The organism is Pseudomonas sp. PLB05 (genome assembly GCF_021106615.1).
Taxonomy (GTDB): domain Bacteria; phylum Pseudomonadota; class Gammaproteobacteria; order Pseudomonadales; family Pseudomonadaceae; genus Chryseomonas; species Chryseomonas benzopyrenica.
Map to the genome: position 1 here is coordinate 265,543 of NZ_JAJOHO010000001.1, position 12,383 is coordinate 277,925.

The window sequence follows — 12,383 nt, forward strand, 5'->3', positions numbered from 1 at the left end:
CTATAGGCGCAACTGGCGGATCGCCTGATTCAGGGTTCCTGCGAGGGCGGCCAGTTCGGTGCTGGTGCTGGCCGACTCCTGCGTCAGCAGCATGGTCCTTTCCGTGACATCGCGGATGCCTACAACCGACCTGCTCATCTCTTCCGCCACCTGGGCTTGCTGTTCCGCAGCCACGGCGATCTGGGTGTTGCTGTCGCGCATCAGGGTCACGGCGGCGGTGATGTCGGCCAGGGCCTGCCCGGCGGCGCCGGCCTGGACCACGCAGTCGTCGGCCTTGAGCGAACTCTCGCGCATGAATTCCACGGCATCGCGGGTGCCTGCCTGGAGACCGTCGACCATGCGGGTGATCTCGTCGGTGGAACCCTGGACGCGCTTGGCCAGGTTGCGCACCTCGTCGGCCACCACGGCGAAGCCACGGCCGGCCTCGCCAGCGCGGGCGGCTTCGATGGCGGCGTTGAGCGCCAGGAGGTTGGTCTGCTCGGCGATGCCGTGGATGACGTTGACCACGCTGGTGATGCGCTCGCTGTTCTCGGCCAGCTCCTGGATCATCACCGCGGTCTGCTGCACGCCCTGGGAGAGGTCGGCGATGGAATGGCTGACGCGCTCCACCGCCTGCTGGCCGGCGCCGGCCAGGCGATCGGCTTCCTGGGACTGATCGCGGGTGCCGGCGGCGTGCTCGGCGATCTGCTGCACGGTGGCGCTCATCTCGTTGATGGCGGTGGCGGCCTGATCGGTCTCGTGCTGTTGATCCTGCATGCCGCCGCGGACGCCCTGCATGCCGCTGGCCAGGCGCCCGGCGCCTTCATCCAACCGCGAGGCGCTGGCGGCCACGGTACCGACGACGCGGGTGTAGCTGTCCTGCATGGCGTTGAAGGCCTGGGTCATCTGCCCGACCTCGTCACGCCCGCGCACCTCGACCCGGGCGGTGAGATCGCCGTCGCGCTCCACCCGCAGCATGGTGTCCTTGAGGCGTTGCAGATTGCCGAGGATGAAGCGGATCAAGAGCTGCGAGGCCACCAGCAGCACCAGCATCAACACACCCACGGCCAGGGCGTATTCCGGCGCCCGGGCCAGGAAGATGTCGCCGAAGGTCGGGGCGCTCAGCTTGGACGCCGCGTCGCCCACGGCGGCCTTGACCGCCTTGAGCTGTTCGGCGCGACCGGAGACTTCCAGCTGCATGGCGAACAGCACCAGCAGCAGGCTGGTGACGAAGGCGACGGCATTGACCGCCCAGAACTTGTACTTGAGGGAGATATCGCGCAGCCAGGCAAACATAGGGGGCCTCCAGTCGGCGGGGCCGCACAGCCTGGCAGGCCGGCGCGCCCCGGATCTTGACTGGCGTCAACGTCCCGCGAACAGGGGCGCAACGCCGTGGAACAAGCCCTGAGTTTAACGGCCCGCGCGGCCTCGACTTTAGCGCAGCGGCGTCCTGCGCCTAGTCGAACTCCTCGACCCGCTCTGGCACGGCGGTCTCCGGCAGCGCAAAGAAGGCGCGGGCGGTGGCGGTGGTGTGCAGGGCGGTCTGCTCGGGCGTTTCGTTGCGCAGGCGCGCCACGGTACGCAGGATCTCCGGGAGGAAGGCCGGTTCGTTGTGGCCATGGCGCGGCTTGGGTCTGAGGGTGCGTGGCAGCAGGTAGGGGGCATCGGTTTCCAGCATCAGCCGCCCGACCGGGATCTGTCCGATCAACTCGTGCAGGTGCAGGCCGCGGCGCTCGTCGCAGATCCAGCCGGTGATGCCCAGGTGCAGGTCGAGGTCCAGATAGCCATAGAGCGCCTTGCGCTCGCCGGTGAAGCAGTGCACCACCGCCGCCGGCAGGTGGTCGCGATAGTCGCGCAGGATCGCCAGCATCCGCTCGCTGGCGTCGCGTTCGTGGAGAAACACCGGGCGGCGCATTTCGGCGGCCAGGCCCAGCTGTTCCTCGAAGCAGCGCTCCTGCTGCGGTCGCGGGGTGAAGTCGCGATTGAAATCCAGGCCGCATTCGCCCAGGGCCCGCACCTTGGGCTGGCTGACCAGGTCACGCAGGATCCTGGCAGCGGCCGCGTTCCAGGTCGAGGCTTCGTGGGGATGGACGCCGGCGGTGCTGAACAGCGCTTCGCCTGCGTCCAGGCGCAGGCAGAGGTTGAGGGCGTTCTCGCTGTCTTCCAGGGTGGTACCGGTCAGCACCAGTTGCATCACACCGGCGGCCTGGGCCCGCTCGATCACCGCGTCCACCTCCTTGAGCAGACTGGGATGGGTGAGGTTGACGCCGATGTCGATCAATTGCATGGTGCGGACCTTCTGCAGACTTTATCTCTTCATTCTATCCGTAGTCCGGGTGCTATCGGCGCTGTCCCGGCCAGGTCAGGAGTCCTGGATGCCGTTTCGATTCACCCTTGCCATCCTCGGCTGCCTGCTCGCCGGTTCCGCCCAGGCGCGGCTCGGCGCCCTGCCACCCGAGGCGCCGCGCCATGTCGCGGCCCGCGATCTGGTCGCCATCGAGCGTGCCGGAGAATTGCGCGTCCTGGTCAACCAGAGTCGCCACAGCTCCGGCGAATGGAACGGCCAGGCCCTGGGCATCGAGTATCGGCGCCTGGAGGCCTTCGCCCACTACCTGCGGCATCAACCCGGGGGCCGGCCGTTGCGCCTGGTCCTTGTCCCCAAGGCCAAGGACGATCTGCTGGCGGCGCTGCAGAGAGGCGAGGGCGATCTGGTGGCGCCGGGCGAAACCCTGCTGCCACCGCCGCATTCGGCGCTGATCGCCGCGTCGGTGGCGGCGCCCACCAGCCTGGTGGTGGTGGGTGGGCGCGGCCAGCGCCTGCCGCGTCAGCTGGAGCAACTAGCCGGGCGCCGGGTGGTGCTGCCCCAGGGCAGCGCCGCCGGCCCGGCCCTGGCACGGCTCAACGCCCAGCTGGAAAGGCGCCGGCTGCGACCGGTACAGGTCGAGTGGGCCGATCCGACCCTGGCGGTGGAAGACGTCCTGGAACTGACCCAGGCCGGCATCTATCCGCTCACCGTCGTCGAGTCCGGGCTGGCCCACCGCTGGGCGCGGGTGCTGTCGCGTCTGCGGGTGGCCGATCGGGTAGTGGTGGCCCATGACCAGGCACAGCTCTGGTATCTGCGCGCCCCGGCGCACCAGCTCGCCGAACGGATACGGGCCTTCGCCCGGCAACCCCAGGCGCATGACGACGACAAGGCCTTTCGTCAGGCCTCTGCGCGCCGCTACCAGGTGCGCGATCCGCTGCAAGCCCACGACCGCAAGCGCCTGGCCCAGGTGCGACCGCTGCTGCAACGCTACGCCAAGGCCTACGACTTCGACTGGCTGACCCTGGCCGCCATGGCCTACAAGGAATCCGGCCTGGATCCCCACGCCCGCGGCGCCGGACGCGCCGCAGGATTGCTGCAGATCACCCCGCGAGCGGCGCGCAGTGTCGGGGTGCGCAGCCTTCATTCCGCCGAAGACAACGTCAAGGCCGCCACCCGCTATCTGGCACGCCTGCGCCGGGAATTCTTCTCCAGCCCCAGGCTGACCGAGCGCGAGCGCCGTGCCTTTACCCTGGCGGCCTACAACCTGGGGCCGGAGCGCGTCCAGGCGCTCAGGGCCAAGGCGCGCAAGCAGGGGCTGGATGGTGATCGCTGGTTCTTCCAGGTTGAACGCATCGCCGCCGAGGAGGTGGGCATCGGGGTGGTCAACTATGTTGCCAGCGTCAACAAGTACCGGGTGGCTTTCAGTCGCGAGCGGGCGCGTCTCGAGGCGCCGGCCGTGGCGGCGGCGAACGCCAAAGGTGCCAGGCACGAAGACGGTTGAGGGCCGCTTGACAGGGCGGTCGAGCCCTCCCTAGGATGATCCTGCGCCGATTTAAACAGCAACTTGCGGGGCGCTCCCAAATACCGCTAAAGCGCTGGACGGAACAGGCCTCGTACTACCGCCCAGCTGGATCCACGAGGCGGAATTTCGTCCATGCTTCCTCTCCCGCTACGCCTTACCCCGCTCACCCAGGGCAGGCTCGCCTGTCATCCCACCATTCTGCTCGGCGGTCCCGACCAGCCCACCCTGCTGCGCTATCTCGAAGGCTGGCCGAAGCGCTGGCCCCACAGCCGCACCCTGCAGATTCGCTTCGCCAACCAGGCCGAGCAGCTGCGTCTCTTCGGCGATGACAGCTTCGACTTCGCCGTGGTGCAGTCACCGGGCCAGGCCGGTCTCGAACCCCTGGTGCGAGAACTGACCCGGGTGGCGCGGCAGGGCGTGATTACCCGACGCCGTTGAGTCGTCAGTCGTCAGTCGTCGGGGTAGGTGATCTCGACGATATACCAGCGTTGTTCGCCGGCCGGCGTCTGCAGGCGGACTTCCGCGTCCAGTGCCTTGCCTACCAGGGCGCGCGCCAGGGGTGAGTCGATGCTGATGAGGTTCTGCCTGAGGTCCAGTTCGTCCGGGCCGACGATGCGGTAGCGCTTTTCGGCGCCCGCTTCGTCTTCCAGGGTGACCCAGGCGCCGAAGTAGACCTTGGTCGGATCGGCGGGCCGCTCGTCGATCACCTTGAGATTTTCCAGGCGTTTGCGCAGGAAGCGTACCCGGCTGTCGATCTCGCGCAGCATCTTCTTGCCGTAGATGTACTCGGCGTTCTCCGAACGATCACCCAGGGCGGCCGCCTCGCTCACCGCCTGGGTGACCTGGGGCCGGCGCACGTTCCACAGCTCGTGGAGTTCGGCGCGCAGCCGGGCTTCGCCGGCGGCGGTGATCAGCGGCGTGCCGGCGGTGCGCGGCGGACGATAACGACTCATGGATCAGCTTTCTCTCAGGATGAGTAACGGACTGGCGGTAATGGCCCGCCGCGTGCCCAGCAGACCGGCCGCGCCGACCAGCAGGGCGCCCAGCACCGGCAAGAGCAGCAGCCAGGGATGGGGTTGCCATTCCAGGTCGAAGGCCAGCCGGTAGAGCAGGGCGCTGACGATCTCGCAACCGAGCGCCGCGAGCAAGCCGCTGGCGCCGCCGAGCAGGATGAATTCGGTCCGCCGCGCTCGTTGCAGCAACTCCCGCCGGGCGCCCAGCGCACGCAGGAGGGCACCCTGGCGAATGCGCTCGTCGAGGGTCGCCTGCAAGCCGGCCAGCAGCACGGCGATACCGGCGGCCAGCACGAACAGCAGCACGAACTCCACCGCCACGCTGACCTGGCGCAGGATACTGCGCAGCTGGTCCAGCAGGGCGTCGATGGGCAGCAGGGTCACCGCCGGGAACTGTCGGGCCAGGGCCAGCAACTCGCGGTCATGACCCGGCGGCAGGTAGAAGCTGCCCAGGTAGGTGAAAGGCACGCCTTCCAGGGCACCCGGGGCGAAGATGACGAAGAAGTTGGGCTGGAAATTGTCCCAGCCCACCTGCCGCAGGCTAGTGACGCGTGCCTCGATCTGACGGTCGCCGATGACGAAGCCCAGGGTATCGCCCAGCCCAACGCCGAGGCTGCGCGCCAGCTCGCTTTCCAGCGAGACGCCGGGCAGATCGCCGGCGGGCAGCGCATCCCACCATTGACCGGCTTCCAGGCGGTTGCCGTCCGGCAACCCAGCCGACCAGGTCAGGTTGAGGTCGCGTCGAGTGGCGCGACCGCCGCGGGAGTCGTCCTCCAGGCCTTCCTGGGCCGGATGCCCTTTCACGCTGACCAGGCGGCCCTGGACGATGGGGTAGAGCGGACTGGCATGGGGCGAAAGGCCGGCCACTGCCGAGGCGAAGGCCTGGCGCTCGTCCGGCAGCACATTGAGGGCGAAGTGATTGGGCGCTTCGGCCGGCAGTTGCGCCTGCCAGCGTTCCAACAGCTCGCCCCGCAGCAGCACCACCAGGCTCATGGCCAGCAGGATCAGGCCGAAGGCCAGGGTCTGGCCCACCGCCGCCAGCGGATGACGCAGCAACTGGCCCAGACCCAGCCGCCAGGCCAGGGGCGCACCCTGCATGGCCCGACGCAGGCCGCGCAGGGCCAGGTACAGCAGGCTGCCGAACAGCAGGCCGGCGACCAGGCCGCCCACCAGCAGCGCCAGGGTCAGACGCAGATCCAGCGACAGGCGCCACATGATCAGCCCCAGGGCGAGCAGGGCGCAACCGTAGACCAGCCAGGTCCGCAGGGGCACGGGTTGCAGATCGCTGCGCAACACCCGCAGCGGCGGTACCCGGCCCAGCGCGGCCAGGGGCGGTAGGGCGAAGCCCACCAGGGCTACCAGCCCGGTACCCATGCCAGCCAGCGCCGGACCGATTCCGACCGCTGGCAGGCGCGCTGGCAGGAGTCCGTGCAGCAGTTCGAACAACACCAGCTGTGCCAGCCAGCCGAGCAGGGCGCCGAGCAGACTAGCCGCCAGCCCCAGCAGGCCCAGTTGCAGGCCATAGAGCAGCAGGGCATCACGGCGGGTCAGGCCCAGGCAACGCAGCAGGGCGCTGGCGTCGAAGCGCCGCGTGGCGAAGCGATTGGCTGACAGCGCCACCGCCACGCCCGCCAGCACCACCGCCACCAGACTGGCCAGGCCGAGATAGCGCTGGGCGCGCTCCAGGGCGTTACCCTGCTGCCGATTGCCGTCGCCCGGTCCCTCGAAGCGCTGGTTGGCGGCCAGAGCCGGCGTGAGCGCCTGGCGATAGGCGGCCAGGGCCTGGGCTTCGCCGCGCCAGAGTTCGCGATAGCGCACCCGGCTGCCGGGCTGGATGACCCCGGTGGCGGCCACGTCGTCGAGATTGATCAGCACCCGCGGCGTCAGGCTGTAGAAGTCACCGGCGCGATCCGGTTCATAGGTGAGCACCCGGGTGATGGTGAGGGCCTTGCGCCCAATGTCCAGGCGATCCCCGACCTTGGCGTCCAAGGCCAGCAGCAGGCGCGGCTCGACCCAGGCCTCCCCAGGCGCCGGGGCGCCACCCGGCTGGTCGGGCGCCTCTAGCGCCACGGCGCTGCGCACCTCGCCGCGCAGCGGAAAGTTGGCCTGGACCGCCTTGACGCTGGCCAGTTGCAGGGCCTCGGCACCCGCCGCCATGGTGCTGAAGTTGAGCGAGCGGCTGTGGTCGAGGCCGAGCCGCAGACCGGCGTCCACCTGCTCCGGTCGCGCCGGTTCGCTGCCCAGCAGCACCAGGTCGGCGGCGAGGAATTCGCTGGCGCGATTTTCCATGCCCGCGCCGAGGCGGGCGGTGAAGTAGCCGATGGCGACGCTGGCGGCGACCGCCACCACCAGCGCCAGGCAGAGCATGCGGATCTCGCCGGCGCGGAGCTCGCGCAGACTCTGGCGCCAGGCCAGTCCGAACAGCCGCGTCAGCGGTAGACCGGTACGCCTCATGCCGCGACCTGCCGGCCGCCTTCCAGGCGCAGTTGGCGGGCGCAACGCGCGGCCAGGCGCTCGTCATGGGTCACCAGCACCAGGGTCGTGCCCCGCTCGCGATTGAGCTCGAACAGCAGATCGCTGATGTGGGCGCCGGTGCGGCTGTCGAGATTGCCGGTGGGCTCGTCGGCGAAGAGGATGCTGGGGCGCGGGGCGAAGGCGCGGGCCAGGGCCACCCGCTGCTGCTCGCCCCCGGAGAGCTGGCGCGGGTAGTGCCGCAGCCGCTCGCCCAGGCCGACCCGTTCCAGCAGGGCCACCGCCTGCTCGCGGGCCTGGCGCGCACCCTCCAGCTCCAGCGGCAGCATGACGTTTTCCAGCGCGGTGAGGCTGTCCAGCAACTGGAAGGACTGGAAGACGAAGCCCACCCGTTCCGCACGCAGGCGGGCGCGGGCGTCTTCGTCGAGGGTGTCCAGGCGCTGGCCGGCGAGATGCACCTCGCCGCTGCTGGGCAGGTCGAGACCGGCCAGCAGCCCCAGCAGGGTGGACTTGCCGGAACCCGAGCTGCCGACGATGGCCAAACTGTCGCCGGCTTCCAGTTGCAGATCCAGCGCCTGGAGGATTGGCAGCGCGCCTTCCGCGCCCGTGACGACCTTGCTAAGGTCGCGTGCCAGCAAAATGACTTCGCTCATGAGGTATCCGATGCCGTATTCGAGGGGCCCGCACGCGGGCGGCTGTGGCGAGTTAGAGTCAAAAAGCCGGACGAAGTCCAGCGCACCTTTGCGCCAAGGCATTGCCTGGCTGCTGGCCCTGCTCTGTCTGACCCTGACACCGCTGGCCATGGCGCGCACCCTGCTGGTGGTGGGCGACAGCATCAGCGCTGGCTACGGCCTGGCCGAGGGTCAGGGCTGGGTGCGGCTGCTGGAGCGGCGCCTGCAGGAGCAACAGCTCGACTATCAGGTGGTGAATGCCTCCATCAGCGGCGACACCACCACCGGTGGCCTGGCGCGACTGCCCAGACTGCTGGCCGATCACCAACCCGAGGTGGTGGCCATCGAGCTGGGCGGCAACGACGGCCTGCGCGGTCAGCCTCTGACCCAGATCGAACGCAACCTCACCGCCCTGGTGGCGCAGGCCAAGGCCCAGGGTGCCCGTGTCCTGCTGCTGGGCATGCGCCTGCCATCCAACTACGGGCCGCGTTATACCGACGGCTTCGCCCAGGTCTACACGGACGTGGCCAAGGCCCAGCAGGTGGCCCTGGTGCCCTTCCTGCTCGAAGGGGTAGGGGGCGATCCCGCCTTCATGCAGCCAGACGGCATTCATCCCCAAGCCAATGCCCAGCAACGGCTGCTGGACAACGCCTGGCCGCAGCTGCAGCCGCTGCTGCGCGACTGAACGTCGGACTTTTCCCCGACGGGGCTTTCCGCTAAGGTTGCGCGCCCCGCCGGTCCGGCCAATCGACCGCCCGGCGGAACCGCCCCTGGAGTATCCCGATGTCCCGCCTTTCCCGGTCCATGCACGGTTATCAGCTGATCCAGCCCGATGCCCAGCTCGACCTGTTCGCCTGCCGCGAGGGTCGGGTCCATATCGTCGCCCGGCAGCTGGAGCTGGGCTCGCCTACCGACCGGACTCTGTGCGGCACCCTGCTGCCGGCGCGGCCGCGGCTGCACCCGCTGGATCGCCGCGGACTGGCGCTCAAGACCCTGTGCCCGGCCTGCCTGCAGCGGTTGCAAGGCGCCAAACGGGGGCTGCCCAATCCGTTACAGGCTTTTTGAGGCCCTGCCGGACGCGGATCGACGCGTGTACAATTCGCGCCGTCACCTTTTTGCTCCTTGCAAGGATTCATCCCATGCCCGCGCGCGTTTCGACCCTGGTCGGTTCCCTCTCGCTGTTTGGTCTGTTGAGCGCGGGTACGGCGCAGGCACTGGAGTTGCCGCTGCCGCCGCCCGGTGAAGACGTGGTCGGCGAGGTTCAGGTCATCAAGGCCGCCTACGAAGACACCTTTGCCGACCTCGGCCAGAAGTACGATCTGGGCTACACCGAGATGGTGGCCGCCAACCCGGGCGTGGATGCCTGGCTGCCGGGCGCCGGTACCGAGATCGTGCTGCCGACGCGCTTCATCCTGCCGCCCGGCCCGCGCGAAGGCATCGTCATCAACATCGCCGAGTACCGCATGTACTACTACCCCAAGGGTGGCCACTCGGTGTTCACCTATCCGCTGGGCATCGGCCGCGAAGGCTGGGGCTCGCCCATCGGCGTGACCAAGGTGGTGGACAAGATCAAGGACCCGGCCTGGTATCCGCCGGAGTCGGTGCGTGCCGAGCATGCCGCCGAAGGCGATCCGCTGCCCAAGGTGGTGCCGCCTGGTCCGGACAACCCCCTGGGTCCCTACAAGATCCGCCTGACCCTGCCGGGCTATCTGATCCACGGCTCGGACAAGAAATTCGGCATCGGCATGCAGGTCAGCCATGGCTGCTTCCGCATGTACAACTTCAATGTGACCGAACTGGTCAGCATGCTGCCCGTGGGTACCCCGGTGCGTATCATCGATGAGCCCTACAAGTTCGGCGTGAGCCAGGGCAAGCTCTACCTGGAAGCTCACCAGCCGGTGACGGTGAAGGGCGATCCGACCGAGATCGACCGTCAGGCCGCGGTGGTCAATGCGTTGATCAAGCGTGACGACCTGCTGCAGGCCAACAGCGCGGTGAATTGGAACACGGTGCGTGACGTGGTCCAGGGCCAGGACGGCCTGCCAGTGGAAATCGCCGACCTGCCTGCCGGCATGGTTACCGGTACGGTGGCCAAGGCGCCCGCCAAGTCGCTGTGAGCTGGACTGGCTGAGCGCGCTCAGCCGGCCAGGCAAACAAAAAGCCCGCCATCTGAGATGGCGGGCTTTTTGTTTGCTCCGGGAAAGGCGACTGTTGCCACTCGCCTTTCCAGCCGAGGCGCTTACTTGCGGCTGGCTTTTTCCAGCATACGCAGGGCGCGCTCGTTGGCTTCGTCAGCGGTCTGCTGAGCTTTCTGAGCGGCGGCCAGAGCCTCGTCAGCGTGACGGTAGGCTTCGTCAGCACGAGCCTGGGCGCGGGCAGCGGCGTCTTCGGTAGCGGTCAGGCGAGCTTCGCTTTCCTTGTTAGCGGTGCTGCAACCAGTGGCCAGAGCAGCGGCCAGAGCCAGGGCGGCGAATTTCAGAGCATTGTTCATCGTAAACCCCTTGAGGTAGACATCCTGTTTTAAGATCAATTTTCCAGGTGGAAAATTGCGGCTACATACTACTCATTACCGGTCGTAAGTAAACTGAGCTAAACCCGTTGAAGAAAGATTTTTTGCGGAAATCCTCCTTCGCTCCCCCGAGTTCGTCCCCGAATGCGTGCAGCCGGTATCAGCAACTGCTTGGATGGCTGAAAGCCACGAACGTTTCAAAACAAAACGTTAGAGGATGACCGGAAGTTGTCAAGTTCAAAGCCGCGCCTGCTCCCGCGCAGGCCGCCTGATATAGTGTGATTTCTCGGTGCGACGGCTGGTCAGAACCTGCTTCTTCCGGAGGGGTCTGACGCGCTGTGGCTCAGTCCCGCACAGGAAGGGTGCGTTCTCGTCTTCGGGTATCACCGATAACAATGGATAAGGCGGAGCCAAACCGCCAAGGAGTAGTCATGAACGAGTCCCTGCACGTGGAACACGATGAAGCCAATCATCAGTTCCAGCTTTCCGTCGACGGCCAGCGCGCCTATCTCGCCTATATGGATCTGGGCAAGCAGACGATGGATTTCTATCGCACCTTCGTCCCCGATGCCCTGCGTGGGCGCGGCCTGGCAGCGCGGCTGACCGAGCATGCGCTGAACTACGCCGAGAGTCGCGGCTACAGCGTCATTCCCTCCTGCTCCTATGTGGAGCACTACCTGGAGCGGCGTGGCCAGGTGACGCCGCTGGCCTAAACGGCCGCGCCATGAAAAACGCCGGGCTAAGCCCGGCGTTTTCGTATCCGCTGCTGGATCAGCTGCGCGCGCGGCGCGGCAGCACATCCTTGAGCTTGCGGTGCATGTCGAGAATGCTCTTCTCGGTCATGGCCCAGTCGATGCAGGCGTCGGTCACCGAGACGCCGTACTCCAGCTGCGACAGATCCGCCGGAATCGGCTGGCTGCCGAAGCCCAGGTGACTTTCCACCATCAGGCCGACGATGGAATTGTTGCCCTCGACGATCTGGTTGGCGACGTTGTCCATCACCAGCGGCTGCAGGGCCGCATCCTTATTGGAGTTGGCGTGGCTGCAGTCGACCATGATGTTTGGCTTGACCTTGGCCTTGACCAGCGCCTGCTCGCACAGGGTGACGCTGACCGAATCGTAGTTGGGCTTGCCGTTGCCGCCGCGCAGCACCACGTGGCCGTAGGGATTGCCCTTGGTCATCACCACCGAAACCTGGCCGCGTTGGTCGATACCCAGAAAGCGGTGCGGGCTGGAGACCGACTGCAGGGCATTGATGGCCACGGTCAGGCTGCCGTCGGTGCCGTTCTTGAAGCCGACCGCGGAGGAGAGGCCCGAGGCCATTTCCCGGTGGGTCTGGGATTCGGTGGTGCGGGCGCCGATCGCCGACCAGCTGATCAGGTCCTGCAGGTACTGGGGGGAGATGGGATCCAGTGCCTCGGTGGCGGTGGGTAGACCCATTTCCGCCAGGTCCAGCAGCAGCTGGCGACCGATATGCAGGCCGTCCTGGATCTTGAAGGAGTCATCCAGGTAGGGATCGTTGATCAGGCCCTTCCAGCCCACGGTAGTGCGGGGCTTTTCGAAATAGACGCGCATGACCAGATAGAGGCTGTCGCTGACCTGAGCGGCCAGTGCCTTGAGCCGCTCGGCGTATTCGTGGGCGGCCTTGATGTCATGGATCGAGCAGGGGCCGATCACCACGAACAGGCGATGGTCCTTGCCGTCGAGGATGTCGCGGATGACCTGGCGGCCCTGGGCGACGGTGTCGGCGGCGAGATCGCTCAGCGGGATCTCCTGCTTGAGCTGCTCGGGCGTGATGAGCGGCTCGTTGGCTTCGATGTTGAGGTCGTTAAGGCGGGGCTGTGCGGCCATGGTGCTACTCGTCGGTCACGGCGCTGCGACAGGACGGGGCCCGTGCAGGCAAAATACGGTG

At 67.5% G+C, this 12,383-nt stretch carries 13 protein-coding genes; 6 read left to right on the forward strand and 7 right to left on the reverse strand.

The features are described 5' to 3' along the window. Positions 1–1,275: a methyl-accepting chemotaxis protein gene (locus tag LRS53_RS01240; protein WP_231354670.1), complete on the reverse strand. Its 1,275-nt coding sequence runs from the start codon at positions 1,273–1,275 to the stop codon at positions 1–3. 160 nt (positions 1,276–1,435) lie between these two features. Then, positions 1,436–2,266: a TatD family hydrolase gene (locus LRS53_RS01245; RefSeq protein WP_231354671.1), complete on the reverse strand. Its 831-nt coding sequence runs from the start codon at positions 2,264–2,266 to the stop codon at positions 1,436–1,438. A gap of 88 nt (positions 2,267–2,354) precedes the next feature. Between LRS53_RS01245 and LRS53_RS01250 the strand changes: the two genes are divergently transcribed. Together LRS53_RS01250 and LRS53_RS01255 are read left to right on the forward strand one after the other, a co-directional pair. Next, positions 2,355–3,785: a transglycosylase SLT domain-containing protein gene (locus tag LRS53_RS01250; RefSeq protein ID WP_231354672.1), complete on the forward strand. Its 1,431-nt coding sequence runs from the start codon at positions 2,355–2,357 to the stop codon at positions 3,783–3,785. A gap of 153 nt (positions 3,786–3,938) precedes the next feature. Further along, entirely contained in the window at positions 3,939–4,244 is a 306-nt protein-coding gene (locus LRS53_RS01255; RefSeq protein ID WP_059315711.1) for a hypothetical protein, read from the forward strand. Between the two features lie 11 nt (positions 4,245–4,255). On the opposite strand, the gene greB is transcribed toward LRS53_RS01255, so the two are convergent. Genes greB through LRS53_RS01270 form a run of 3 tightly spaced genes read right to left on the reverse strand, consistent with a single transcriptional unit; the run spans position 4,256 to position 7,944 of the window. Then, the gene (greB, locus tag LRS53_RS01260) at positions 4,256–4,759 is read right to left on the reverse strand and encodes a transcription elongation factor GreB (protein ID WP_231354673.1); all 504 of its coding nucleotides are present in this window, start codon (positions 4,757–4,759) and stop codon (positions 4,256–4,258) included. Positions 4,760–4,762: 3 nt separating this feature from the next. Next, positions 4,763–7,273, reverse strand: coding sequence for an ABC transporter permease (locus LRS53_RS01265; protein ID WP_231354674.1), 2,511 nt, complete (start codon positions 7,271–7,273; stop codon positions 4,763–4,765). Further along, positions 7,270–7,944, reverse strand: a complete 675-nt coding sequence (locus tag LRS53_RS01270) for an ABC transporter ATP-binding protein (protein ID WP_017641913.1) — start codon at positions 7,942–7,944, stop codon at positions 7,270–7,272. The genes LRS53_RS01265 and LRS53_RS01270 overlap by 4 nt, the downstream gene beginning before the upstream one ends. Before the next feature lie 148 nt (positions 7,945–8,092). Here LRS53_RS01270 and LRS53_RS01275 point away from each other — a divergent pair, with 148 nt between their 5' ends. The 3 genes from LRS53_RS01275 (at position 8,093) to LRS53_RS01285 (ending at position 10,079) form a co-directional block, all read left to right on the forward strand. Then, positions 8,093–8,647, forward strand: a complete 555-nt coding sequence (locus LRS53_RS01275; RefSeq protein WP_231355393.1) for an arylesterase — start codon at positions 8,093–8,095, stop codon at positions 8,645–8,647. A 98-nt stretch (positions 8,648–8,745) separates the two neighbouring features. After that, positions 8,746–9,027: a hypothetical protein gene (locus LRS53_RS01280; protein WP_017641915.1), complete on the forward strand. Its 282-nt coding sequence runs from the start codon at positions 8,746–8,748 to the stop codon at positions 9,025–9,027. Between the two features lie 74 nt (positions 9,028–9,101). Then, a complete protein-coding gene (locus LRS53_RS01285) occupies positions 9,102–10,079 on the forward strand; it encodes a L,D-transpeptidase family protein (protein ID WP_017641916.1) in 978 nt (325 codons plus the stop codon). A gap of 122 nt (positions 10,080–10,201) precedes the next feature. Here LRS53_RS01285 and LRS53_RS01290 read toward each other — a convergent pair whose 3' ends face one another. After that, positions 10,202–10,453: an Lpp/OprI family alanine-zipper lipoprotein gene (locus LRS53_RS01290; RefSeq protein ID WP_007160560.1), complete on the reverse strand. Its 252-nt coding sequence runs from the start codon at positions 10,451–10,453 to the stop codon at positions 10,202–10,204. A 449-nt stretch (positions 10,454–10,902) separates the two neighbouring features. Here LRS53_RS01290 and LRS53_RS01295 point away from each other — a divergent pair, with 449 nt between their 5' ends. Further along, entirely contained in the window at positions 10,903–11,184 is a 282-nt protein-coding gene (locus LRS53_RS01295) for a GNAT family N-acetyltransferase (protein WP_017641917.1), read from the forward strand. Between the two features lie 58 nt (positions 11,185–11,242). On the opposite strand, the gene LRS53_RS01300 is transcribed toward LRS53_RS01295, so the two are convergent. Then, positions 11,243–12,322 carry a 3-deoxy-7-phosphoheptulonate synthase gene (locus LRS53_RS01300; RefSeq protein ID WP_231354675.1) on the reverse strand — a complete coding sequence of 360 codons (1,080 nt, stop codon included), beginning with the start codon at positions 12,320–12,322 and terminating at the stop codon, positions 11,243–11,245. Positions 12,323–12,383: the final 61 nt, after the last annotated feature.

Bases quoted from the DNA above. Each gene is read 5' to 3' on its own strand.
- LRS53_RS01240 (WP_231354670.1), bottom strand. From the start codon at position 1,275: ATGTTTGCCTGGCTGCGCGATATCTCCCTCAAGTACAAGTTCTGGGCG.
- LRS53_RS01245 (WP_231354671.1), bottom strand. From the start codon at position 2,266: ATGCAATTGATCGACATCGGCGTCAACCTCACCCATCCCAGTCTGCTC.
- LRS53_RS01250 (WP_231354672.1), top strand. From the start codon at position 2,355: ATGCCGTTTCGATTCACCCTTGCCATCCTCGGCTGCCTGCTCGCCGGT.
- LRS53_RS01255 (WP_059315711.1), top strand. From the start codon at position 3,939: ATGCTTCCTCTCCCGCTACGCCTTACCCCGCTCACCCAGGGCAGGCTC.
- greB (WP_231354673.1), bottom strand. From the start codon at position 4,759: ATGAGTCGTTATCGTCCGCCGCGCACCGCCGGCACGCCGCTGATCACC.
- LRS53_RS01265 (WP_231354674.1), bottom strand. From the start codon at position 7,273: ATGAGGCGTACCGGTCTACCGCTGACGCGGCTGTTCGGACTGGCCTGG.
- LRS53_RS01270 (WP_017641913.1), bottom strand. From the start codon at position 7,944: ATGAGCGAAGTCATTTTGCTGGCACGCGACCTTAGCAAGGTCGTCACG.
- LRS53_RS01275 (WP_231355393.1), top strand. From the start codon at position 8,093: ATGGCGCGCACCCTGCTGGTGGTGGGCGACAGCATCAGCGCTGGCTAC.
- LRS53_RS01280 (WP_017641915.1), top strand. From the start codon at position 8,746: ATGTCCCGCCTTTCCCGGTCCATGCACGGTTATCAGCTGATCCAGCCC.
- LRS53_RS01285 (WP_017641916.1), top strand. From the start codon at position 9,102: ATGCCCGCGCGCGTTTCGACCCTGGTCGGTTCCCTCTCGCTGTTTGGT.
- LRS53_RS01290 (WP_007160560.1), bottom strand. From the start codon at position 10,453: ATGAACAATGCTCTGAAATTCGCCGCCCTGGCTCTGGCCGCTGCTCTG.
- LRS53_RS01295 (WP_017641917.1), top strand. From the start codon at position 10,903: ATGAACGAGTCCCTGCACGTGGAACACGATGAAGCCAATCATCAGTTC.
- LRS53_RS01300 (WP_231354675.1), bottom strand. From the start codon at position 12,322: ATGGCCGCACAGCCCCGCCTTAACGACCTCAACATCGAAGCCAACGAG.